The sequence below is a fragment of the Streptococcus lutetiensis genome (genome assembly GCF_900475675.1).
Lineage (GTDB): Bacteria > Bacillota > Bacilli > Lactobacillales > Streptococcaceae > Streptococcus > Streptococcus lutetiensis.
Genome location: NZ_LS483403.1, coordinates 483,605 through 506,025, shown reverse-complemented (window position 1 = coordinate 506,025; position 22,421 = coordinate 483,605). Strand labels below are relative to the sequence as shown.

Sequence of the window (22,421 nt, the reverse complement as noted above, 5' to 3'; positions counted from 1 at the left end):
TCTAGAAGACAAAAAAAGAAGCCCTGAGGCTCCTAATTTATTTCTTAAGCAATTCACGCGCTTGTTCACGTGCCATTTCCGTGATATCACTACCAGCAAGCATTTTAGCAATTTCTTCAACACGCTCTTCTTCACTTAACAAACGTACAGTTGAAACTGTTGTGTTTTCATCGCTACGTTTTTCAATAAAGAATTGATAATCCGCAATCGCAATCACTTGTGGTAAGTGTGAAATCGCCAAAACTTGCCCATGGCTGCCGATTTTATAAATTTTTTGAGCAATAGCTTGCGCTACACGTCCAGAAACACCTGTATCAACCTCGTCAAAGACGATACTTGTCTTGTCTTCTTTACGTGAAAAGGCAGATTTTATAGCCAACATCAAACGTGAAATTTCACCACCAGAAGCTACTTTAACCAAAGGTTTGAAACCTTCACCAGGGTTAGTTGAAATATAAAATTCAATAGCTTCATTTCCATCACGATTGAATTTTCCCTTGCTAAATTGCACTTGAAAATCAGCCTTTTCCATGTACAAATCAGCCAGTTCTTGCTTGATTTCAGCTTCCAAATTTTTAGCTAATTGATGACGTTCTTGACTGAGATTCTCAGCAGCAACAATCAATTCTTTTTCCAAGCGTTTGAGATCTTTTTCCATATCATCAGATGACTCATCATTGCCAGTCAAAAGATTGTATTCTTTGGTAATATTTTCGTAATAATCTAAAACATCATCAACACTGCCACCGTATTTACGGGTAATGCTGTGAATTACTTCTAAACGAGCTTCAATTTGTTGAAGACTACCAGCATCAAAATCAAGCTCATCAATAACATCACTTAATTGCTTAGTCACTTCTTCTAGAATGTAATAAGCTTCAGAAACATTTGATGACATGTCTTTATAATCTGCATCAAATTCTTCCAAAGTCATCAAGTCGTTCATAGCTGAGCGGATATTTGACAAACTTGAAAACTCTTCATCATCGAGCATGACATAAGCATTAGTTAATGTGTCTGCGATATGTTTGTGATTTAACAACTTATCACGTTTTTGGTTTAGAACTTGGTCTTCACCTGATTTTAGGGCAGCTGCTTCAATCTCTGCAATTTGAAATTCCAGCATTTCGATACGTGCTTTGTGTTCTTGCTCATTTTTTTGTTTGGTTAAAACACGTTTACGCAAGCGGCGATAATGTTCAAAAAGGTCTTGGTAGAGTTTCTTGACCGAAGCAAATTGGCTATCCCCAAATTCATCCAGCATACGAATGTGCATGTTTGGTTTCATCAATTCTTCTTGGTCATGTTGCCCATGGATATCAACCAAATATTGACCAACAGCACGAAGCGTTGTCAGGTTAACCATTTGTCCATTAATCCTACCAATCGAACGACCATTTTGCAAAATTTCACGACGGATAATTAATTCTTCCGTAACCTCAATGCCATTTTCCTCCAAAATTTGCGTGAGTACAGCATTTTCACCAACTGAAAAGAGGCCTTCAATTTCAGCTTTATTTGCCCCGTGACGGATGACATCAAGACTCGCACGCGCACCAAGCATGAGATTCATGGCGTCGATAATAATAGACTTCCCTGCACCGGTTTCACCCGTCAAAACGGTCATGCCATTTTCAAAAGTCAATGAGATTTCCTCAATGATGGCAAAATTTTTAATGGAAATTTCTAAAAGCATAGAACGACCTTTCTTATTTGTGGTCAGTCATCCATTTACGAACTTCTTGGCGAATGGCTGCAGCATCTTCTGCTGTTTTTGCGACCACTAACAAACTATCATCATCAGCAATAACACTAAAAAGACTATCCTTGAAATCTTCCAACAAGAAACGTTTGATTAAGCGGCTGTTTCCTGGAATGACATCAAGATTAATCATGTTTTCAAGACCTTCAGTTTCTTCTGAAACAGCAAGGACAGTGCTTTTAATTGGAACAGATACTTGTCCAACTTTTTTAGTTTTATCTTTTGAAAGACCGTAAATGTATGGCCCATCAACTGACGGCACTTTGATGATACCAATCTCATTCATGTCGCGAGAAATGGTAGCCTGTGTTAAAGTAAGTCCTTCAGCCTCAAGCAATTTAAGTAAATCATGCTGCGTTTCAACAGCATTTTCAGCAACAATCTTTTTAATTAATTCTAAACGTTCACTCTTTTTCATCTTTAAATTCCTTATGTGCTTTTTCAACAATTTCTGGAATCATAGCAACTACTAAATTTTTCGCATCAGCTGATTTTTGCAAATGTGCCAAAAATTCAATATTACCATGTCCACCTTGGATAGGTGAGAAATCAATCCCTTTAACTGTAAATCCGAAATCGACAGCAAAACTTGTCACAGTTTCCAAAACTTTTTGGTGCACAGCGTTATCACGAATGATTCCATTTTTTCCAATTTGGTCACGTCCAGCTTCAAATTGCGGTTTAATAAGAGCTACCACTTGACCATCCTCAGCCAAAATATTATGAAGTGCTGGTAAAATCAAATTCAGCGAAATAAAGCTGACATCGATACTAGCGAAAGTTGGTTGCCCTTCGGTAAAATCAGCTAATTCAGCATAGCGGAAATTATATTGTTCCATGCTACGCACACGCTCGTCTTGACGTAGTTTCCAAACCAATTGGTTGGTTCCCACATCAACAGCATAAACCAATTTAGCACCATTTTGTAGCATCACATCAGTGAAGCCACCTGTTGAAGCACCAATATCAATCGTTGTTTGACCATCAACAGAAATCTCAAAAACTTGCAAAGCTTTTTCAAGTTTTAGTCCACCTCGACTAACATATTTTAGCTTTTCACCTTTTAGTTTTAATTCTGTTGCCTCATCAATTTTTTCACCTGGTTTGTCGTAGCGCTCACCATTAATAACATTAACTACTAAACCAGCCATTACTCCACGTTTTGCCTGCTCACGTGTCTCAAAAAGCCCTTGTTTATAGGCTAGTACATCAACTCTTTCCTTAGGCATTAAGTCGTAACCTTTCTATCATTTCTGTGATTTTTTCTGCATGTAAGTCATGAGTGGCTGAGAGGTTTTTGAAAATCGCTAATGCTTGGTCAAGCGATTGATTCAAAATCTCATAAGACTTATCTAAACCAAGTAAGCTTGGGTAAGTCGCTTTGTCAGCTAGTAAATCTTTTTTCGGAGTTTTTCCAATTTCTTCAAAACTTGCTGTCACATCTAAAATATCATCGCGAACTTGGAAAGCAAGCCCAATCAAGCTTCCTGCTTTGCGCAGCTCCTCAAGTTCTTCAGCAGCTACACCCGCTACAATACCAGCCGCCACAACAGGGAAAGTTAATAATTTTCCTGTCTTATTAGCGTGAATCAACTGCAATTCTGAAAGGTTGAGTTTGCGTTCTTCCCCTTTCATATCAAGCATTTGACCACCGACCATACCATAGGTTCCTGAAGCATGTGATAATTCTGTAATCAAACAAATTTTGATATCAGCTGTTAGCGCAGCATTTGCCACCAAATCAAATGGGTCTAAAAAGAGACTATCTCCTGCCAAAATCGCTGTTGCTTCATCAAATTTCTTGTGGTTTGTTAAATGTCTACGTCGGTAATCATCATCGTCCATGGCTGGTAAATCGTCATGAATCAAACTACCTGTGTGAATCATTTCAAGAGCGGCAGCCACATCATAATGAGCATCTGTCAAAGAAATTCCAAAACCTTCTAGCAATTCTAGAAAAATCAATGGACGGATACGTTTGCCCCCAGAATCAACAGAATACAAGATTGACTCAATCAAATCTGGTGATACTAAGTCTTTTTGTTCGTAATATCGATGAATGGCTTGACCAATTTTACTTACTTTATCCATTAGACATCCATTTCTGTTTCAGTTCCGTCAGCTTGCATTACTTTAACAAGTGTTTTTTCAGCTGAATCTAGTGTTTTTTGCAATTCTTTCGAAAGAAGCATTCCTTTTTGAAATTCAGCAATAGCGTCTTCAAGAACTACATCACCGTTTTCAAGTTTTGTTACAATAGCTTCTAAATCTTGTAAATTTTCTTCAAATGTTTTTTTACTTGGCATCTTTTACCTCCACTTCAAGTTGACCATCTTTTAATTGAACTGTCAATTGATCTCTTGGTTTTACATCAGTCACACTTGAGATGATTTTATCATCTTTTTGAAGCATCGCATAACCCCTAGCAATAATTCGGCTAGTATCAAGAGACAATAAGGCATCTTGTGCCTTTTTAAATCGAGCTAACTTACTATCGTATTGACTAGTCATATTTGATAACAATAGACGTCTTAAACTTTGCAAATTGTCTTTATAATGCTTAATCTGACTATCAAAATCAAAAGCAAGTAAACGTTGGTGTAATAACTCTTGACGTTGTTTAGCTTGGCTAAATCGAGTTTGCATGGTATTTGTCAAGGACATAGTCAAGCGATCCAGTTTTTGAACATAGCCATCATATAAACGCTCTGGCTGCCTAAATATCACTGAATTAGCTAATTTATCAAGGCGTTCTTGACTTTGCTTAATGCGACGCAATGTCGCTTGATAGATACGATTATCACGTTCAGCAATCCAAGAAATGATATCAGCCTTAGTCACAGGTGTCGCAAGCTCAGCAGCCGCTGTCGGAGTCGCTGCACGACGGTCGGCAACATAATCTGCCAAGGTCGTGTCCGTCTCGTGTCCCACACTCGAAATGACCGGCAAACGAGATTCAAAAATCGCTTGAACAACAATTTCTTCGTTAAAAGCCCACAAGTCCTCGATAGAACCACCACCACGACCAATAATCAAAAGATCTAAGTCATCACGTTCGTTCGCTTTAGCGATATTAGCAGCCACTTCCTGACTAGCTCCTTCTCCTTGAACCTTTGTCGGAAAAAGCAAAATTTCAACCCCAGGAAAACGACGAGAGACTGTCGTGATAATATCTCGAATAACCGCTCCACTTGGACTGGTTACCACACCGATTTTCTTCACAAATTGAGGCAGTTGACGCTTATGACGCTCATCAAAATAACCTGCTTCTGCTAATTTCTTCTTCAATTGTTCAAATTGCAGCGCTAAAGCACCAATACCGTCTGGCTCTGCCTTTTCAATAATAATAGAATATGAGCCGCTTGGTTCATAAAGTTGGACACGTCCCACAACATTGATTTTCATGCCTTCTTCAAGCTCAAAACCAAGTTTTTTAAAAGTTCCTGCCCACATTGTCGCTTGAATCACAGCATTTTCGTCTTTTAAAGAAAAATATTGATGCGTTGGGCGACGACGAAAATTGGAAACCTGACCTGTCAAATAAATTCGCTCCAAATATGGATCACGATCAAACTTCAATTTAAGGTATTTAGTTAAGGTCGAAACACTTAAATAATCTGACATGACAGGCTCCTTTCCATAGCATTTTTGACTTCATAAAAATTTTGCATATCATTTACTATTATAGCAGAAAAAAACTGTCCAGTGGACAGTTTTTTCATGAGCCTAAAAATTCAAAAGCAAGTCTGTTGAAAATCGAATTTTTTTCTAATTCTAGAACCTCTAACTAATGCACACTAACGATAACTCCTTCTGGCATGTTCTCAAAAAGCCACTTGGCATCTTCTTTTGATAACCTAACATTCCCGTCAGTACACGCCTTTCCGAGTTTCTTCGTCTCTCCTTTCAAGACCTTTCCTTTCCAATCCGTCGGAAGACTTTGAAATTGATAATCCCCATGGTCTTTAAAGGATACCCAGTAGCAGACACCTCTGTTCAAGCTATCATCGTAAGAAAACTCACCACGTTCTACCTCGATAGCAAATTTCCCCGTTGGTGTTGGCGTATCTTTTGCCCCAGTCGATACTTTGGTTTTAAAAATGACATCATTTTTAGAATAAACAATCATTTTCTGCTGTGAAATTGACACCAAAATACTCAAATGATCATATTTTGACAAGTCAGGATAAATTTTCTTCTGGGTTTTCTTCATGCTTTTTTCAAAAGCATACTCATCAAGTTTAGCCTCAGATTCTCGATGAGTAACGATTAGTTGCCGACAAAGACCGTAGCCAACCACTAGGTTAGCAAAAGTCAAAAGTAAGATAAGAACCTTTTTTGAAAACTTCTTTTGCATTTTCCCTTTTCCTAAACTCAACCTCTACCAGTTTAAACACTGGTAGAAGCCCCTTCTCCTTTTAATCTATTAAGACGTAACGTCTTAAACTACCATAGCTAAGATAAGAAATCCACTGATGACCATCCGCATACAAAGCCTTGTCATAGCGAACTTGATAGCCAGCATCTAGTTTGAATTCTGTTGCTACCGATACTTTCGGTTGACTCTTAACTTCTTTTGAGCTCGTAAAGGTATAACTCCCGCTTTGTGGCATCACTGGTACCTTAGGTGCTTCAACTGTTGTTTTAACACCACTAACACCTTTCAATGAACCATCTGCTTGCTCATAATAAAGGTGAATATTGTACTCACCATAATTATTTTTATGGTCACTAACATTAACCCTTTTCTTATAACTACCATCTGCTTGTTTAGTTGCGGTGTACCAAATAATGTCATCTTGTCCTCCCTGCGTTGACCAGACAGGTACCTTAACTGCTTTTAGTGAACCAGGATTAGACACATTAGTTACCAAAACATCAAAACCTGCTTCAGACTGATTGCTAATGTGTAAATCGCCCGACAATCTTGCTTCAGGAAGCGTCACTTGAGTTCCTGCAACACCTTGCAGCTGACCATTTGATTCTACATAATAAAGGTGAATATTATAGATGCCTCGTTCATTACGATGGTCTGATAGTTTGACATTTACCTTATAAGTACCATCACTTTGTTTGACACCATCGTACCAAATGATATCGTCTTGGTCATTCTTAACAGTCCAGATAGGAACCTTAACTTCAGATACACCATTGGCATCTGAAACATTCGAAATAACCACATCAAAATCTCTGTTAACATGATTATTAACTGAAATATCTCCTGTTGATTTTTGACTTGTCAGAGTTGCAATCGGAATATAGCGACGAATGCCACCATAACTGACATAAGAAAGCCATTGATGATTATCAGTCTCTAAAACTTGGTCGTAGTAATCTAATTTATAACCCTTTTCAAACACAAATTCTATCGGTGCTGACATACGAGCTTCATTTTTTACTTCTACTGTATTTTGAAATACGTAAGAACCTTGAGCAGGAAGCGTTTGGGCTCCTGTTGCTTTTTCTGGTAAAGTTACTTGCTTAGCCACTACCCTTGGAAGGTGTCCGTCACTTTCTTGATAATACAAATGAGCATTGTAGGTCCCTGTTTCACCTTTATGCTCCACTATATTCACACGAACTTTATAATCACCATTACCTTGTCTAGTGGCGTCGTACCAAATAATATCATCTTGATCGTCCTTAACAGTCCAAACAGGAACTTTAACACTTGTAATCCCCTTAGGATCTAAAACATCTGTCACTAGGATATCAAAACCTTGACTTGTCACATTTTGAAAATTAAGTGAGCTAGATAATTTTTGAACAACTTCAGCTGTTAATTTAGAAATAGCAGCATAACGGCGTTGATCTGAATAAGAATTATAAGAAATCCATTGATAACCGTCTCGTATTAAGACTTGGTCATAAAAGACACGGTCACCAGAGTTAGTATAAAAAGCAACTGGAGCTGAGGCACTCGGTTCATTTTTTACTTCTGTCTTTTGAGAATAAGTGTAATAACCTTGGCTTGGCAAATTACTTTGAGCAGTAACAGACACTTTTGATTCTCTAACAAATGACTCCTGATTGGCTTTTGCTTCACCTACTAAATCAGCCGCATCAACAGTGACAGTTTCAGGAAAGTCCGCTGACTGATTAATTTCTTCGCTAACAACTGTCTTTTGTTCTGGCTGATTTTCTTTTGTAGATACTTGATCATCCTTTAAAGCTAGGTCTTGTTCAGCATTCACTGTTTCTTCTTTGTCACCGATATCAGGCACTTCACTAGGCTGATTGATTTTAGAAACAAGTTATCCCTCACTTGTTTCCTGCTTAGTGTTTTCGTTAGTTACTACCTGATTATCACTTGATTGAGTGACTTGTTCTTGTAACATGGCATCTGCTGACACCATACCCTCAGCTGCTACAACCTGTCCTCCCATAAACAGCACACTTGCAATCAAAACGGATGCAACTCCAATGTTATATTTACGAATTGAAAAGCATTGTGCTCTTTGATTAAAGTTACCTTTTTTCATAATATCTTTCCCCTTCGATAAAATAAACGTTTCCCAAAAACTTGCTTATAACCAGTTTTTATTACAAAAAGATTACACTATTTTTCTAAAAAAATATTTTGGATAATTTTAGAAAAAAAGCTAATATAGCGTGATAAATAACCTTTTTAATAACTATTTTTTATCTTAGAATCGGCCAATTCTGCCAATATTATAAAGTAGTTTTTTACATAAGTCAATACGAAGATGTAACGTTTGTAATATTTTTGAAATATTTTATTTTGTAAGTATTTTGGAGAACAAAAAAGTACACTTTTTATAACAAAAAGTGTACTTTGCTATTTTATTCTGATAATTTTTTCATGACTTTTGGAAGAACTGCGCTGATTGTCGTTGGTAAAACAACATAAGCTTCTTTGCTAAGTTGCTCAGCGATTGCTGAGTGCAAATACGTTGCTACTGCAACACTCTCAAAGAGATTATCCCTAAACTGAGCCACAAAACCAGCAATCATTCCACAAAGGGTATCGCCCATGCCACCAGTTGCCTGATAAGGACCACCAACGGTTAATTCTCCAACTTGACTAGCTTGTAAGATTTTGGTGTGATGACTTTTAGCCACTAAAATCGTCTCTTTTGGAAAATGAGCTAGAGCAGCTTGGGTCTTTTCAAGACTTTGGTCAGCAATTGCCAAACCGGACAAACGTTCCCACTCTTTTTGGTGTGGTGTTAAAATAATGTGTCCTGCCTGACAAAAAACTGGCGTGGCTTTGGCAAGAAGATTTAAGGCAGAACCATCAACAAGCAAAATCTGATTTTCAGAAACTTTAGAAAGCACTTCTTCAAACACGCGTTTAGCTTTGCTATTTTCCCCTAAACCAGGACCAATCAAAACTACATCTGCCTTGGCAAGATTTTCCGCTAAAAATTCTTCGTCCTCACAATCAAAAGCCATAGCTTCTGGTAAATGAGCGTGAAGCGCTGCAATATTCTCACACTCCGTCGCTACTGTCACTAAACCAGCACCGCTTTTAACCGTAGCTAAAGCACTCATGATGATAGCCCCGCCATAAGGATAAAAACCACCAATCAAGAGCACGCGCCCATAAGTCCCTTTATGAGAATCCACTTGACGTCTAACAACAATCTTGCGAGCTAATCGTTCATCAATAATCATGCTTTCACACTTCTAAGGGCTGATTGATAAGTTTGCTCCATCAACATCGTAATAGTCATTGGTCCAACACCACCAGGAACTGGTGTGATGAGACTAGCTAGCGGTTCAACTTCATCAAACTTAACATCCCCAATTAATTTACCATTTTCATCACGGTTCATACCAACATCAATGACTACAGCATCTTCTTTGACGAATTCCTTAGTCACAAAATGTCCTTGACCGATTGCCACAATCAAGACATCAGCTTGTTTTGTTACACGCGCCAAGTCAAGAGTACGTGAATGCGCTAGTGTCACTGTTGCATTTTTATCAAGCAAGAGCTGCGCCATTGGTTTTCCGACAATATTTGAACGACCGATAATAACTGCCGTTTTTCCTTCCAAATCAACTTCGTAAGCACTCAATAATTCCATGATTCCAGCTGGTGTACATGGCACCATGACAGGACGTCCATTCCAAAGATGTCCTGTGTTGATAGGGTGAAAACCATCCACATCTTTTTTAGGATCAATTGCCAAAATTACACGTTTATCATTAATGTGTGCAGGAAGTGGCAATTGCACCAAAATACCATGAAAACGATCATCGTTGTTATATTGCTCAATGACTTGAATCAATTCTTCCTCACTAGTTGATTCTGATAAACGAACGGTTTCACTCAAAAAACCTGCTTTCTTAGCAGAGCGCTCTTTATTACGTACATAAACCTGACTAGCGGGATCATCACCAACCAAAATCACCACCAAACCAGGAACAATACCAGCTTCAGCTTTTAATTTTTCAACCTTCTCAACTAATTCATTTTGCATTTTATCCGCTAAAGCTTTTCCATCTATAAGTTTTGCCATGAAATTCTCCTGAAAATATATTTCTTTTATTATACCAGAAAGCGACTTCATAATAAAATATTTTTTGATAAATTATCAGAAAATTCTATAAAAATATAATAAAAAAATACCTGCACAAATGAGCAAGTATTTCTTTTATTATTTCACTTTTGCATTTTTATGTTGGCTATCTTTTACGGGACACGAACAATTGCAATCACCACAAGAGCCTTTACCCTTGATGAAACTTCGTAAGCCCATAAAGACAGCAAATACAATTAGCAATGCAATAATAATAGTTGCCATAAACATTATTCTCCAACTTTTTCTAGATTATCTAATGTAATCACTTCTTCTTTTTCTTGAGCTGGTTTTCTCACGATAAAGTAGATAATCACAATTAATAGAACAACAGCTACAATTGTCCAGAAGTTAATACCTTTACCGTAGAAAGCAACAAGTCCAAGTTGATAAATAATCAGACTAACAACATAAGCGAGACCTGTTTGGAAACCAATAGCTCCAAGCATCCACTTAGCATCACCCATTTCACGTTTGATGGCTCCCATTGCGGCAAAACATGGTGCACAAAGAAGGTTGAAAATCAAGAATGAGTAACCTGCAAGAGCTGAGTAATCCAATTGCAATGCGTGATACAAGCCGCTAGTAGTACTATCATTATACAAGACACCAAATGTTCCAACAACAGCCTCTTTAGCACCCAAACCTGTGACAGCTGCCACAGTTGCTTTCCAGTTACCAAATCCAAGTGGTGTGAAAATCCAAGCCACCAAATTACCAAGTGTTGCAAGGATTGATTTATTTGTAGGAACAGCATGTAGTGTAAAGCTATAATTTGACATAAACCAAATAATAACTGTCAAGCTAAAGATAACCGTACCTGCACGTTTTACAAAGCTAAGAGCCTTACCAAAAGCATAGCGAAATACACTCATAACTTTTGGCATGTGATAAGCTGGCAATTCCATGATAAATGGGCTCACATAACTTCCAAATAATTTTGTTTTCTTAAGAGCAATACCAGATAAAATAATGGTAAAGAAACCAATAAAGTACGCTGACGGTGCCACATAAGCATTACTTGGGAAGAAAGCACCTGCAATCAAAGCAATAATTGCCAATTTAGCTGAACATGGCATGAAGGTTGCTGTCATGATTGTGATACGACGGTCACGTTCATTTTCAATGGTACGACTAGCCATAATTGCTGGAACACCACAACCTGTTGCAATCAACATTGGGATAAATGATTTACCAGACAAACCAAAGCGACGGAAAATACGGTCCATTACGAAAGCAACACGGCTCATATAACCAATATCTTCCAAAATGCCCAAACAGATAAAGAGGACAAAGATTTGTGGCAAGAAACCAAGCACAGTTCCGACACCAGCTACAATACCATCAATGATAAGTGATTCTAGCCATCCTGAAACATGAAGAGAATCAAGACCAGATTGAACCCAGCCAGGAACCAATTCACCAAATAGAACATCATTAACCCAGTCAGTTCCCATTGTACCAACAGTTTGAATTGAAAGATAGTAAACCAAGAACATCACGACAGCAAAAATTGGTAGGGCCAAGATTCGATTGGTAACAATTCGGTCAATTTTATCTGAGACTGTCATTTTGAAATTGCTATCTTGGTTTTGAGCCATTTTAGCCACACGTTCGATAAATTCGTAACGTTCATTAATAACGATTGATTCAGAATCCTCAGTAAAAATTTCCTCAGTAATCTTAATGACTTGGTTGATTTCACCTTTTTGGAAATCTGACAAATGAAGCTCTTCTTGAACCAAACTATCACGTTCAAACAATTTGATAGCGTAAAAACGCGCTGAACCTTCTGGAACAACATCTCCTAAAATATCGATAATTTGTTTAACAGCTGCTTCGAATTGGTCACTGTAAGTTGGGTATTGAATAAAATCAACACTTTCTTTTGTCGTATTAGCTGCTTTTTTAACGGCTTTATCGACACCAGTATTTTTAACCGCACTAGTTGAAACAACTGGAACGCCTAATTGATAAGAAAGTTTATCAATGTTAATTGTTTTTCCTTGAGCTTTAAGAGCATCACTCATGTTAAGAGCAACAGTCACTGGGATACCTGTTTCAATTAATTGAGCTGTCAAGTAAAGGTTACGTTCCAAGTTTGTTGCATCAACAACATTAAGAATGCTGTCAGCATCATTACTTAATAAATAATCACGCGCAACTTTTTCTTCAGGCGTGTAAGGTGACATTGAATAAATCCCTGGTAAATCTTGGACTTTCCAGTCTGCGTGTTTCTTAACTGTTCCACTTTTACGCCCAACAGTAACACCAGGCCAGTTCCCAACACGTTGACTTGTTCCTGTCAATAAGTTAAAAAGACTTGTTTTACCACTATTCGGATTACCGATTAAGGCTATCTCTGTCATTTTTCTTCCTCGCTATCTACTTTAACGACACTAATCATTTGCGCTTCAGACTTACGAAGTGTCAATTCGTAACCCCGTAAGCTAATTTCAATTGGGTCTCCTAAAGGAGCAACTTTACGTAAGTAAACTTTTGTGTGACGAGTCAGGCCCATGTCCATAAGGCGACGTTTGGCTTCATTCATTGCATAAATACCGTCAATATAAGCGTACTCACCCACTTTTAATTCTGAAAGAGGAAGAGATAAAAGAGCACCTTCTTCTTCTGTGACATCAATTTGACTTAAAATCGATTGATCAAAAGCCAAACGACTTGATTTAAGCATAACAATCGCACTAGTTGGTGTTTTAGAAACGACTTTAAGTGAGGCTCCAACTTTTAGCCCTAAGTCTGACAAGTGTCTAACACTCTCATCAGGTAAATCAATACTGACAATTGTGTAAGGAATACCAACTTTAGCATTCTGCAAAATCAAAATTCTTGACCTCCCCAAATTTTTTTGATAAAATATTTAAATTTCCGTCCGAATCATTATATCATAAACATAGACGAAAAAAACCATAAAAATTAATTTTTTTCTTTATTTATGCATTGATTATAACAATTCTAAATAAAATCATTCCTTATTTAGAATTGTTATAATATAGCTGTTTTCACAGCTCTTTCATAGACTAAAGCACTCTTAAAAATAACTAAAACATAAAAATTAAGTGTACTTAATGTATAGAAATAAATCATTTACAGTTAATGTTTTGCTCATTTTTAAGTATCTTTAACTTTCTTTTTTATAATAAAAAACCTCAGCCAAGTTTGTAACTCAACTGGGGTTATTTTTTTATCTTACAAAACTTTACTCAAGAAATCTTTTGTACGTGCTTCTTTAGTATTTTCGAAAACATCTTCTGGTGAACCTTGTTCAACAATCACGCCACCGTCCATGAAGATGACACGATTAGCAACTTCACGCGCAAATCCCATTTCATGCGTTACAATTACCATTGTCATACCAGATTTCGCCAAATCTTGCATAACGCCAAGAACTTCACCAACCATTTCTGGGTCAAGCGCTGATGTTGGTTCGTCAAAAAGAAGAACATCTGGATCCATGGCAAGACCACGCGCAATAGCAATACGTTGTTGTTGACCACCTGATAGACTTGTTGGATAGGCATCGGCTTTATCACGAAGCCCAACTTTATCTAGCAAATCATAAGCTTTAGCTTGCGCTTCTTCTTTAGGAACACCTTTTGTCTTAATTGGTGACAAAGTGATGTTATCAAGCACTGTCATATTGGGGAAAAGGTTGAATTGTTGGAAAACCATTCCCATCTTTTCACGCATTTTGAAAATGTCATTTTTCTTATCAGTAATATCGACACCTTCAAAGGTAATCACACCCTTAGTAGGTGTTTCAAGCAAGTTCATTGTACGAAGGAAAGTTGATTTCCCAGATCCTGAAGGTCCGATGATAACAACAACTTCACCTGCTTTAATATCAAGATTAATGCCTTTAAGCACTTCATTTTTTCCGAAGTATTTGTGAAGGCCTTTAATTGAAATAAGAGTTTCTGTCATTAGTTGCTACCTCCATTTCCCATACGATTTTCAAGTTTTTTAAGCAAGAATGACAAGACTGTAGTCACCATGAGGTAATAGAATGCAGCAAACAACAATGGCGTAATTGGTAAATATGTAGCAGTTACGACTGATTGTGCACCATTCCACAATTCCATAACACCGATTGTTTGAAGAAGTGAACTATCTTTGATAATCGTAATAAATTCATTACCAAGAGCTGGTAAGATATTTTTAAGAGCTTGCGGTAAAATAACATAACGCATTGCATTTACTGGGCGAATTCCAAGTGAATATGCCGCTTCAAGTTGCCCTTTTGGCACTGCTTCGATACCAGCACGAACAATTTCAGAAATATAAGCTCCGCTATTTAGCGAAATGATAATAATACCTGGAAGCAAACGTGAGAAGTCTAGGTCCAAAACACCAAAACCTACGATAGGTGCATTACTAAAATGCATCCAAGCAAAGGCAATCATGATTTGCACGACCATCGGAGTTCCACGAAAGACCCAAACATAAAAACTAGCAATCCAATTTAAAATTTTAATATTTGTACGTTTAACTAAAGCAACCAAGATACCAATGATTGTCCCGAAAAAGACAACACAAGCTGAAATCATGATGGTTACAAGGACACCGTAGTTAAAATAAGCCCAATACTTTGGTAAAAATGAAAAATCCATTTGTGTCTCCTATAAGTAATAATCAATTAATTATAACATATGTTGAATAAAAATACCAATCAACACTAACGGATGGTTTGGCTTAAAAAGCCTGATATATAGGGATTTTAGGCACTTCTAGTCAAAACGATTAAAAAGAATTTTTGCCTAAGTATCAGGCATTAATAAAAAAACAAAAAAGCCTATAAAATCCTAGGCTTTTATCAATTCAAAATAGCAATATAAGAAAGCACAGAAACCACACTTAAAAATAGGATGGAAAGGACTAAAAATCCTTTGCCCTTATACTGTGTCTGAATTTTTTCTTTATCTTAGTAAAGAAGATCGTAAATTTCCATTGCGATCAAATCAATGCTGTCAAATGAGTAAGACTCACGTGCTTCAACATCACGCAAAGTGAAAACTGGACCATTTTCAGGGTCATTGCTGAAAGACACTTCTGCCACAACGACACCATCACGTTCAAAATTACGTTTAAGATTACTACCATCAGTCGTCATTAATTCAAGACGATTGATAATTCTCACCAAATGTGATTCCATGACTATTCTCCTCTTCGTTTATTGTCTATACTATTTTAACATAATTTCTACTAAACAAACAACAAGAGAGTGTATTTTCTCACATTTATCATAAATTCTCGTCAAAAAAAGAACGTTTTAAATCTCTTTTAGAGAATTATACATAATCGCTTTGATAGAATGCATGCGGTTCTCAGCTTCTTGGAAAATGACTGAGCTGTATTTTTGGAAGACTTCATCTGTGATTTCAAGTTCTGCTAAACCATATTTATCGTAGATATCTTGACCGATTTCTGTATTTAAATCGTGGAAAGCAGGCAAGCAATGCATGACAATCACATCTGGATTTCCTGTCTTTTCAACCAAATCAGCATTAATTTGATAAGGTAATAAAAGGTCGATACGTTTTTTAAAATCAACTTTTTCGCCCATTGACACCCAAACGTCTGTGTAAAGCATATCAATGCCACAAACAGCATCAAGGTCATCAGTAATAGTCAACTCAGCTCCGTTATTGTGTGCTTGTGCAATCTCGATAATTTCTTTTTCCGGCTGCAAGCTGGCTGGTGCAATGATTTTTACATTCACGCCAAGAATGGCTGAGGTAACTAGCAAAGAATTTGCCATGTTGTTACGACCATCGCCAACATAAGCGATTGTCAAACCTTCTAGTTTTCCGAAAACTTCTTTTAATGTCATAAAGTCAGCAATCATTTGCGTTGGATGCCAAGTATCTGTCAAACCATTCCAGACAGGCACACCAGAGAATTCCGCTAAAGCTTCAACATCAGATTGCTTGAAGCCACGATATTCAATCCCGTCAAACATTGAACCTAGAACTTTTGCCGTATCAATTACGGATTCTTTTTTGCCAAGTTGAATTTCACTGCTTCCAAGATAAGTCACATTCATCCCTAAATCTTGTCCAGCTACTGTAAAAGCAGAACGTGTTCTGGTACTTGTCTTCTCGAAAATAAGAGCAATATTTAAGCCTTCTAAATATTTATGAGCAATTTTTTTCTTTTTCAACTCTTTAAATTTCAATCCTAAATCAATCAGATTAGTCAGTTCTTCCTTAGTAAAATCAATCTCTTTCAAAAACGAATTATTAAAAACCATAGGCCAATCCATCCTTTTCTCCTTGAATAATATACCTAATTTTAGCATAATTATACAGTTCGTCAAGCCTGTTTTGAATAAAAATAAATTTTAATTCAGAAAAGCATGTCATTTATAATTGACATGTCATTTATATTGTACTATACTTGGCACAAGAAAGATTAGGATGGAAAAATGAACCGAGTTAAAGAATTTCGAACTAATTTAGACATTTCTCAGCTGGCTCTTGCTAAGCAAATAGGAATCGCGAGGCAAACTGTTAATTTAATTGAAAATAACAAGTACAATCCTTCACTGGACCTTTGCATCAAGTTAGCTGAGCCATTAGGAACTAATCTAAATACGCTGTTTTGGGAGACTCGCCATCTTTAAAAGGAAATTTGGGAATTAGGAGATTTAGTCATGAAAAAAGTAAAGGTCCACTATGGCCACGATTCATCAAGCGATTTTATGGTATTAATGGAGAATTGGATGAATACCGTGAACAAGAGGTTAATCGAATTGGAAACAAACTGTTTATCTTACTCTTTCTTTTTGAATTCATTTCAACAGCTCTTACATTTCTCTTGAGCACTGTCTGAAAAGTATCTGCTGAAATTTTTCTCTACTGCAACGCTTTTGTTATTATTTTCGTCATGCCAATGGTTATGGTGACAATGCTGACCAATAGAGACTTACAAGGACCTATTGAAGTTCCTAGAGATAAACTTGAGAAAGAGCGTCAAAAAGCTAAGAAAAAAGGCTCTTTATGTACTGACCCCAAAAAGTTGGACAATAAATTATTGAAAGGATTTAGTTCTGTATTGCACAGGACTGAGTCTTTTTAATTTTGTCTTGATACGTTTATTGTTGTAATAAAAAATATAATCCGTAATGGCTTGTTCTAGCTTATCAAGCGACTTAAAAGTCTTTTCATAACCGTAAAACATCTCAGACTTTAAGATGCCAAAGAAGGACTCCATCATGCCATTATCTGGACTATTTCCCTTGCGTGACATAGATGGACGAATCCCTTTGGATGCCAAGAAATCATGATAAGACTGGTGTTGATATTGCCACCCTTGGTCGCTGTGAAGAATAGTTCCTTGGTAAGAGGTAGCCGGAAATGCTCTTTTAAGCATGGTTTGAACCTGTTTTAAATCAGGTGAGCGTGACAAGGTGAATTCAATAATCTCACTATTGTATCCATCAAGAACAGGGGATAAATAGAGTTTCTCTCTAATATTTGGTAAAGCGAATTCAGTGACATCTGTATAACACTTCTCATAAGGCTTAGCCCCTTCAAACTGACGTTGAATTAGATTATCAGCTTTCTTCCCAATCTCTCCCTTGTAAGACGAGTATTTACGCTTACAACGAGTACGAGCAGCGAGTCCCATGAGTTTCATTAACCGTTGAACCTTCTTATGATTGATAACAAATCCTCGGTTTCTTAGTTCTAAATGAATACGACGGTATCCATAATTGCCTTTATGGTCATCGTAAATGGTTTGAATCATCTCTTTGACCTTCTTATCTTTCTTAGCTCTATTAAACCGTTTCAACTGATAATAATAAGTAGAACGAGCTAGCTTAGCGGTTTTTAGTAAGAGGTCTAATCGAAATCCTCCTGAGACCAGTTCTCTAACTGTTTCCACCTTTTGCGCTGTAAGGCTTCGTCCCTCAAGCGCAATTCCCTCAACTTTTTTAGATAAGCTACCTCGGTACGCAGACGCTCATTCTCTTCCAGAATATGCTCTAGCTCAGTCATTTCTTTACAAGTTTTCTTTGGTTTACGTCCCATCTTACTCGGTCTCCCTCGTTGTTTCTCAACAATAGTATACCCGTTTTTCTTGTATTGTGCTATCCAATTGGTGAGTAGGGATTGTTGGGGAAGAGCATAATCCAGTGATACGGTGAGCTGAGATTGACCTTCAATAAGAACTTTATTAATAATTTCCTGCTTTAATTTAGAGGGATAATACTTATTTTTCCCTTTTTTAACAACCTCAATACCATGTTTATTCATAAGCCGTACCATGTACTTAAGATTGGATAGACATACACCGTACTTTCGACTAATATAAGGCCAAGAAAAACCAGCCTGTCTTAACTGATATATTTCTAGTTTATCTTCATAACTTAATTTCATACAAAAACACCCCAATCGTTAGATTTTTTTCTGTCTAACTTTTTTGGGGTGCAGGTCAGTTTAGTGGAGTTGTTTTTGCCATTTTTATGCTTGTTTTTAACATGTTTAGCAAATGGCAAGACGGGGGAAATCCTTTTGAAATCTTATTCAGTCCTCTCTTTTTAATTATCTTCATTTTTTCTGGTTCTATCTTTGGAGCTGTTATGGGCTCTATGGCTACCAGTCAAATTGACCCTGAAAAGGATTAGCACTCTTTTTATAAGAGTGCTAATTTTTGATGCTTTTTTCTTGATTTCCTTGTGGCTAGTGCTATAATGTAAGTATAGATTCTGACTATCTTTGACCTTTATTGTTTTAGTCAGACATTACGAAAGGAGGGTATTTTATATGCTCTGTCAAAATTGTCATTTAAATGAATCTACTATTCACCTGTATACAAATGTCAATGGTCAGCAAAAGCAAATTGATTTGTGCCAAAACTGCTATCAAATCATGAAAACTGACCCAAATAACGCTATTTTAGGAGGAATAGGAGGTAATCCTCAATCATCTTCTAACCAAACAAACCAATCATCGAACCCTTTCGACGATTTCTTTAATAATCTCAGCGGCTTCCCAGCATTTGGTAGCCAAGGATTCCAAAATACTCCTCCAACTCAATCTGGTGAAGGTAATAATAACGGACGCGGTGGCAATGGCAACAACAATTTCCGCCCAAACGGACCAGCACAACAAGAACCTAAGGGCTTGCTAGAAGAATTTGGTATCAATGTTACTGATATCGCACGTCGTGGTGATATCGACCCTGTCATCGGACGTGATGCTGAAATTGTTCGTGTTATCGAAATTCTTAACCGCCGTACAAAAAACAATCCTGTTCTTATCGGAGAACCTGGTGTTGGTAAAACTGCCGTTGTTGAAGGATTAGCACAAAAAATTGTAGACGGTAACGTTCCACAAAAACTCCAAAATAAACAAGTTATCCGCCTAGATGTGGTAAGTCTTGTTCAAGGAACTGGTATTCGTGGTCAATTTGAAGAACGTATGCAAAAACTCATGGAAGAAATCCGTGAACGCAAAGACGTTATCCTCTTCATCGATGAAATCCACGAAATTGTCGGTGCTGGTAATGCTGGTGACGGTAACATGGATGCTGGTAACATCTTGAAACCCGCTCTTGCTCGTGGTGAGCTACAATTAGTTGGTGCAACTACTTTGAACGAATACCGCATCATTGAAAAAGATGCTGCGCTTGAACGTCGTATGCAACCTGTAAAAGTTGACGAACCAAGCGTCGAAGAAACTATCACTATTCTTCGTGGTATTCAAAAGAAATATGAAGATTATCACCATGTCAAGTACAGTGATGATGCTATCGAAGCTGCTGCTAACCTCTCAAATCGCTACATTCAAGACCGTTTCCTTCCAGATAAAGCTATCGACCTTCTCGATGAAGCTGGTTCTAAGATGAACTTGACACTTAACTTTGTTGATCCAAAAGAAATTGACAAACGTTTGGTGCAAGCTGAAAATCTAAAAAATCAAGCTACTCGTGAAGAAGATTATGAACGCGCAGCTTATTTTCGTGATCAAATCGCTAAATACAAGGAAATGCAAAAACAAACCATCAACGAAGATGATATTCCAGTGATTACTGAAAAGACCATCGAGGCAATCGTTGAAGAAAAAACAAATATTCCTGTTGGTGACTTGAAAGAAAAAGAACAATCTCAATTAATTCACCTTGCTGATGACTTGAAAGAACACGTTATTGGTCAAGACGAAGCTGTTGATAAGATTGCAAAAGCCATCCGTCGTAACCGTATTGGTCTTGGTACACCAAACCGTCCAATTGGTTCATTCCTCTTCGTCGGTCCTACTGGTGTTGGTAAAACAGAACTTTCAAAACAACTTGCTATTGAACTCTTCGGCTCAGCTGATAGCATGATCCGCTTTGACATGTCTGAATACATGGAAAAACATGCAGTCGCTAAACTTGTCGGAGCCCCTCCAGGATATGTTGGTTACGAAGAAGCTGGTCAATTGACTGAAAAAGTTCGTCGAAACCCATACTCACTCATCTTGCTTGATGAAGTTGAAAAGGCACACCCTGATGTCATGCACATGTTCTTGCAAGTTCTTGATGATGGTCGTTTAACTGACGGTCAAGGACGTACTGTAAGCTTTAAAGATACAATCATCATTATGACATCTAACGCTGGTACTGGCAAAGTTGAAGCTTCTGTTGGTTTCGGTGCTGCTCGTGAAGGACGTACAAATTCTGTTCTTGGTCAACTTGGAGACTTCTTTAGCCCTGAATTCATGAACCGTTTTGACGGTATTATCGAATTCAAAGCCCTAAGCAAAGATAATCTCCTTCATATCGTTAACCTCATGCTTGACGACGTCAATAACCGTTTGGCAACTAACGATATTCACCTTGAAGTAACAGATAAAGTTAAAGAAAAACTGGTTGACCTTGGATATGATCCTAAGATGGGTGCTCGTCCACTTCGTCGTACTATCCAAGATCACATCGAAGATGCTATTACAGACTTCTACCTTGAACACCCAACTGAAAAAGATTTGAAAGCTGTGATGACAAGCAATGGCAAAATCATCATCAAATCAGCTAAAAAAGTTGAAAAAGAAGAAACTGTTTCAGCAGAATAATAAAAGCAAAGTCTAGGAAGTTTTTAGTTTCCTAGGCTTTTTTAACAATTCCGAATCCAAAATCAAAATATTCCGACAATTTTCTAGCAAAAGACAGATTTTTTTAGTATAATAACAACAATAGCCACTCTTGCAAATCTATCTTAGAGATTGATAATTTTATCTCCACTCTTTCTAACACTTGTTTTATAGGAGAATTTTATGTCTAACCCAACTTTTGGTGAAAAACTTGATAACGTTGACTACAAAGCTCGCTACGGAGTGTATGCCATCATTCCAAATGCGACTAAAGACCAAATCATTTTAGTTCAAGCCCCTAACGGCTCTTGGTTTCTTCCAGGTGGAGAAATCGAAGCGGGCGAGGATCATTTTTCAGCTTTAAAACGCGAACTTATTGAAGAACTCGGCTTTTCAGCTGAACTTGGTTATTATTACGGACAAGCTGACGAGTACTTCTACTCACGTCATCGTGATACTTATTTTTATAACCCAGCTTACCTCTATGAAGTCACACATTATGAAAAAATTGGGGCACCACTTGAAGATTTTAATCACCTTGCTTGGTTCCCAGTCGATGAAGCTATTGTAAAATTAAAACGTGGCAGCCATAAATGGGGTGTTGATGCTTGGAAAAAAAATCATCATTAAAATCTCATAATCTAAGTTTTTCACCTAAAATAGTGTTATAATAATGGTAGAAAGTTCATAGGAGGAAATTTATGAGGTTAATTAACACAACAAGTAGTCATTCCGAGCTAGTTCGTAACCAGCTTCGAAACACGGACGCTAAACTCGTTGAGACTTACTCTGCAGGAAATACCGATGTTGTTTTCACTAAAGCACCAAGTCATTACGAACTGTTGATTTCAAACAAGTATCGTGCTATCAAAGAAAGTGAAATCGAAGCCATTCGGGAATTTTTCCTCAAACGCAAAATTGACAAATCTACCGTTCAATTAGATCAGTTGAAAACCTTGCATACAGCGAATCTAATTGAAATTTCCTTCCCAACAGTTCACTAATCAGGTTTAAAAACCT

Annotated in this window: 24 protein-coding genes; 5 read left to right on the top strand and 19 right to left on the bottom strand. The window is 37.3% G+C overall.

Features of this window, described 5'->3' with window-relative positions:
- Nucleotides 1-37 precede the first annotated feature (37 nt).
- The 18 genes from recN to argF form a co-directional block, all read right to left on the bottom strand.
- Nucleotides 38-1,696, bottom strand: coding sequence for a DNA repair protein RecN (gene recN, locus DQN23_RS02760; RefSeq protein ID WP_111712670.1), 1,659 nt, complete (start codon nt 1,694-1,696; stop codon nt 38-40).
- A gap of 13 nt (nt 1,697-1,709) precedes the next feature.
- Nucleotides 1,710-2,180 (bottom strand): arginine repressor, encoded by a 471-nt coding sequence (locus DQN23_RS02755; protein WP_058813728.1) that lies wholly within the window; start codon nt 2,178-2,180, stop codon nt 1,710-1,712.
- On the bottom strand, nt 2,167-2,991 hold the full coding sequence (locus tag DQN23_RS02750) for a TlyA family RNA methyltransferase (protein ID WP_020916398.1): 825 nt from the start codon (nt 2,989-2,991) through the stop codon (nt 2,167-2,169). Before DQN23_RS02750 ends, DQN23_RS02755 begins: the two co-directional genes overlap by 14 nt.
- Entirely contained in the window at nt 2,984-3,853 is an 870-nt protein-coding gene (locus DQN23_RS02745; protein WP_111712669.1) for a polyprenyl synthetase family protein, read from the bottom strand. The genes DQN23_RS02750 and DQN23_RS02745 overlap by 8 nt, the downstream gene beginning before the upstream one ends.
- Nucleotides 3,853-4,068 (bottom strand): exodeoxyribonuclease VII small subunit, encoded by a 216-nt coding sequence (locus tag DQN23_RS02740; RefSeq protein ID WP_020916396.1) that lies wholly within the window; start codon nt 4,066-4,068, stop codon nt 3,853-3,855. Before DQN23_RS02740 ends, DQN23_RS02745 begins: the two co-directional genes overlap by 1 nt.
- On the bottom strand, nt 4,058-5,386 hold the full coding sequence (xseA, locus tag DQN23_RS02735) for an exodeoxyribonuclease VII large subunit (protein WP_111712668.1): 1,329 nt from the start codon (nt 5,384-5,386) through the stop codon (nt 4,058-4,060). Before xseA ends, DQN23_RS02740 begins: the two co-directional genes overlap by 11 nt.
- Before the next feature lie 163 nt (nt 5,387-5,549).
- Nucleotides 5,550-6,119, bottom strand: coding sequence for a L,D-transpeptidase (locus DQN23_RS02730; protein WP_020916394.1), 570 nt, complete (start codon nt 6,117-6,119; stop codon nt 5,550-5,552).
- A gap of 61 nt (nt 6,120-6,180) precedes the next feature.
- Nucleotides 6,181-7,986, bottom strand: a complete 1,806-nt coding sequence (locus DQN23_RS02725) for a GBS Bsp-like repeat-containing protein (RefSeq protein ID WP_111712667.1) — start codon at nt 7,984-7,986, stop codon at nt 6,181-6,183.
- Between the two features lie 30 nt (nt 7,987-8,016).
- Nucleotides 8,017-8,244 carry a YSIRK-type signal peptide-containing protein gene (locus tag DQN23_RS02720; protein WP_058833182.1) on the bottom strand — a complete coding sequence of 76 codons (228 nt, stop codon included), beginning with the start codon at nt 8,242-8,244 and terminating at the stop codon, nt 8,017-8,019.
- A 322-nt stretch (nt 8,245-8,566) separates the two neighbouring features.
- Nucleotides 8,567-9,400, bottom strand: coding sequence for an NAD(P)H-hydrate dehydratase (locus tag DQN23_RS02715; protein WP_058813723.1), 834 nt, complete (start codon nt 9,398-9,400; stop codon nt 8,567-8,569).
- Nucleotides 9,397-10,251: a bifunctional methylenetetrahydrofolate dehydrogenase/methenyltetrahydrofolate cyclohydrolase gene (locus DQN23_RS02710; protein ID WP_058813722.1), complete on the bottom strand. Its 855-nt coding sequence runs from the start codon at nt 10,249-10,251 to the stop codon at nt 9,397-9,399. Before DQN23_RS02710 ends, DQN23_RS02715 begins: the two co-directional genes overlap by 4 nt.
- A 138-nt stretch (nt 10,252-10,389) precedes the next feature.
- Complete coding sequence (locus tag DQN23_RS02705; RefSeq protein ID WP_043895205.1) at nt 10,390-10,536, bottom strand: FeoB-associated Cys-rich membrane protein; 147 nt, start codon at nt 10,534-10,536, stop codon at nt 10,390-10,392.
- Between the two features lie 5 nt (nt 10,537-10,541).
- A complete protein-coding gene (gene feoB / locus DQN23_RS02700; protein ID WP_111712666.1) occupies nt 10,542-12,680 on the bottom strand; it encodes a ferrous iron transport protein B in 2,139 nt (712 codons plus the stop codon).
- Nucleotides 12,677-13,153, bottom strand: a complete 477-nt coding sequence (locus DQN23_RS02695) for a FeoA family protein (RefSeq protein WP_020916389.1) — start codon at nt 13,151-13,153, stop codon at nt 12,677-12,679. Before DQN23_RS02695 ends, feoB begins: the two co-directional genes overlap by 4 nt.
- Before the next feature lie 365 nt (nt 13,154-13,518).
- A complete protein-coding gene (locus DQN23_RS02690) occupies nt 13,519-14,253 on the bottom strand; it encodes an amino acid ABC transporter ATP-binding protein (RefSeq protein ID WP_058813720.1) in 735 nt (244 codons plus the stop codon).
- Nucleotides 14,253-14,939 carry an amino acid ABC transporter permease gene (locus tag DQN23_RS02685; protein ID WP_020916387.1) on the bottom strand — a complete coding sequence of 229 codons (687 nt, stop codon included), beginning with the start codon at nt 14,937-14,939 and terminating at the stop codon, nt 14,253-14,255. The genes DQN23_RS02690 and DQN23_RS02685 overlap by 1 nt, the downstream gene beginning before the upstream one ends.
- A gap of 311 nt (nt 14,940-15,250) precedes the next feature.
- Nucleotides 15,251-15,481, bottom strand: a complete 231-nt coding sequence (locus tag DQN23_RS02680; RefSeq protein WP_004230761.1) for a DUF1797 family protein — start codon at nt 15,479-15,481, stop codon at nt 15,251-15,253.
- A gap of 117 nt (nt 15,482-15,598) precedes the next feature.
- Nucleotides 15,599-16,579 carry an ornithine carbamoyltransferase gene (gene argF, locus DQN23_RS02675; protein ID WP_058833331.1) on the bottom strand — a complete coding sequence of 327 codons (981 nt, stop codon included), beginning with the start codon at nt 16,577-16,579 and terminating at the stop codon, nt 15,599-15,601.
- Between the two features lie 174 nt (nt 16,580-16,753).
- Here argF and DQN23_RS02670 point away from each other — a divergent pair, with 174 nt between their 5' ends.
- A complete protein-coding gene (locus DQN23_RS02670; protein ID WP_058813719.1) occupies nt 16,754-16,951 on the top strand; it encodes a helix-turn-helix transcriptional regulator in 198 nt (65 codons plus the stop codon).
- The gene (locus DQN23_RS09520; protein ID WP_325051268.1) at nt 16,930-17,160 is read left to right on the top strand and encodes a DUF3278 domain-containing protein; all 231 of its coding nucleotides are present in this window, start codon (nt 16,930-16,932) and stop codon (nt 17,158-17,160) included. Before DQN23_RS02670 ends, DQN23_RS09520 begins: the two co-directional genes overlap by 22 nt.
- 198 nt (nt 17,161-17,358) lie before the next feature.
- Here the strand turns inward: DQN23_RS09520 and DQN23_RS02660 are convergent.
- Nucleotides 17,359-18,710 (bottom strand): IS3 family transposase gene (locus DQN23_RS02660; protein ID WP_111712665.1). Its coding sequence is split into 2 segments (ribosomal slippage): nt 17,359-18,251 and nt 18,251-18,710, totalling 1,353 coding nucleotides; the frame shifts between segments, so codons are not numbered across the junction.
- A 387-nt stretch (nt 18,711-19,097) separates the two neighbouring features.
- On the opposite strand from DQN23_RS02660, the gene DQN23_RS02650 reads away from it, so the two are divergent.
- The 3 genes from DQN23_RS02650 (at nt 19,098) to DQN23_RS02640 (ending at nt 22,405) form a co-directional block, all read left to right on the top strand.
- Nucleotides 19,098-21,383 carry an ATP-dependent Clp protease ATP-binding subunit gene (locus DQN23_RS02650; protein ID WP_020916383.1) on the top strand — a complete coding sequence of 762 codons (2,286 nt, stop codon included), beginning with the start codon at nt 19,098-19,100 and terminating at the stop codon, nt 21,381-21,383.
- Between the two features lie 201 nt (nt 21,384-21,584).
- Complete coding sequence (locus DQN23_RS02645; protein ID WP_058833190.1) at nt 21,585-22,031, top strand: NUDIX hydrolase; 447 nt, start codon at nt 21,585-21,587, stop codon at nt 22,029-22,031.
- A gap of 71 nt (nt 22,032-22,102) precedes the next feature.
- The gene (locus DQN23_RS02640; RefSeq protein WP_020916381.1) at nt 22,103-22,405 is read left to right on the top strand and encodes a DUF1827 family protein; all 303 of its coding nucleotides are present in this window, start codon (nt 22,103-22,105) and stop codon (nt 22,403-22,405) included.
- Nucleotides 22,406-22,421: the final 16 nt, after the last annotated feature.

Excerpts from the sequence above, each read along its gene's own strand:
- recN (WP_111712670.1), bottom strand. The coding sequence starts at position 1,696 with ATGCTTTTAGAAATTTCCATTAAAAATTTTGCCATCATTGAGGAAATC.
- DQN23_RS02755 (WP_058813728.1), bottom strand. The coding sequence starts at position 2,180 with ATGAAAAAGAGTGAACGTTTAGAATTAATTAAAAAGATTGTTGCTGAA.
- DQN23_RS02750 (WP_020916398.1), bottom strand. The coding sequence starts at position 2,991 with ATGCCTAAGGAAAGAGTTGATGTACTAGCCTATAAACAAGGGCTTTTT.
- DQN23_RS02745 (WP_111712669.1), bottom strand. The coding sequence starts at position 3,853 with ATGGATAAAGTAAGTAAAATTGGTCAAGCCATTCATCGATATTACGAA.
- DQN23_RS02740 (WP_020916396.1), bottom strand. The coding sequence starts at position 4,068 with ATGCCAAGTAAAAAAACATTTGAAGAAAATTTACAAGATTTAGAAGCT.
- xseA (WP_111712668.1), bottom strand. The coding sequence starts at position 5,386 with ATGTCAGATTATTTAAGTGTTTCGACCTTAACTAAATACCTTAAATTG.
- DQN23_RS02730 (WP_020916394.1), bottom strand. The coding sequence starts at position 6,119 with ATGCAAAAGAAGTTTTCAAAAAAGGTTCTTATCTTACTTTTGACTTTT.
- DQN23_RS02720 (WP_058833182.1), bottom strand. The coding sequence starts at position 8,244 with ATGAAAAAAGGTAACTTTAATCAAAGAGCACAATGCTTTTCAATTCGT.
- DQN23_RS02715 (WP_058813723.1), bottom strand. The coding sequence starts at position 9,400 with ATGATTATTGATGAACGATTAGCTCGCAAGATTGTTGTTAGACGTCAA.
- DQN23_RS02710 (WP_058813722.1), bottom strand. The coding sequence starts at position 10,251 with ATGGCAAAACTTATAGATGGAAAAGCTTTAGCGGATAAAATGCAAAAT.
- DQN23_RS02705 (WP_043895205.1), bottom strand. The coding sequence starts at position 10,536 with ATGGCAACTATTATTATTGCATTGCTAATTGTATTTGCTGTCTTTATG.
- feoB (WP_111712666.1), bottom strand. The coding sequence starts at position 12,680 with ATGACAGAGATAGCCTTAATCGGTAATCCGAATAGTGGTAAAACAAGT.
- DQN23_RS02690 (WP_058813720.1), bottom strand. The coding sequence starts at position 14,253 with ATGACAGAAACTCTTATTTCAATTAAAGGCCTTCACAAATACTTCGGA.
- DQN23_RS02685 (WP_020916387.1), bottom strand. The coding sequence starts at position 14,939 with ATGGATTTTTCATTTTTACCAAAGTATTGGGCTTATTTTAACTACGGT.
- DQN23_RS02680 (WP_004230761.1), bottom strand. The coding sequence starts at position 15,481 with ATGGAATCACATTTGGTGAGAATTATCAATCGTCTTGAATTAATGACG.
- argF (WP_058833331.1), bottom strand. The coding sequence starts at position 16,579 with ATGGTTTTTAATAATTCGTTTTTGAAAGAGATTGATTTTACTAAGGAA.
- DQN23_RS02670 (WP_058813719.1), top strand. The coding sequence starts at position 16,754 with ATGAACCGAGTTAAAGAATTTCGAACTAATTTAGACATTTCTCAGCTG.
- DQN23_RS02650 (WP_020916383.1), top strand. The coding sequence starts at position 19,098 with ATGCTCTGTCAAAATTGTCATTTAAATGAATCTACTATTCACCTGTAT.
- DQN23_RS02645 (WP_058833190.1), top strand. The coding sequence starts at position 21,585 with ATGTCTAACCCAACTTTTGGTGAAAAACTTGATAACGTTGACTACAAA.
- DQN23_RS02640 (WP_020916381.1), top strand. The coding sequence starts at position 22,103 with ATGAGGTTAATTAACACAACAAGTAGTCATTCCGAGCTAGTTCGTAAC.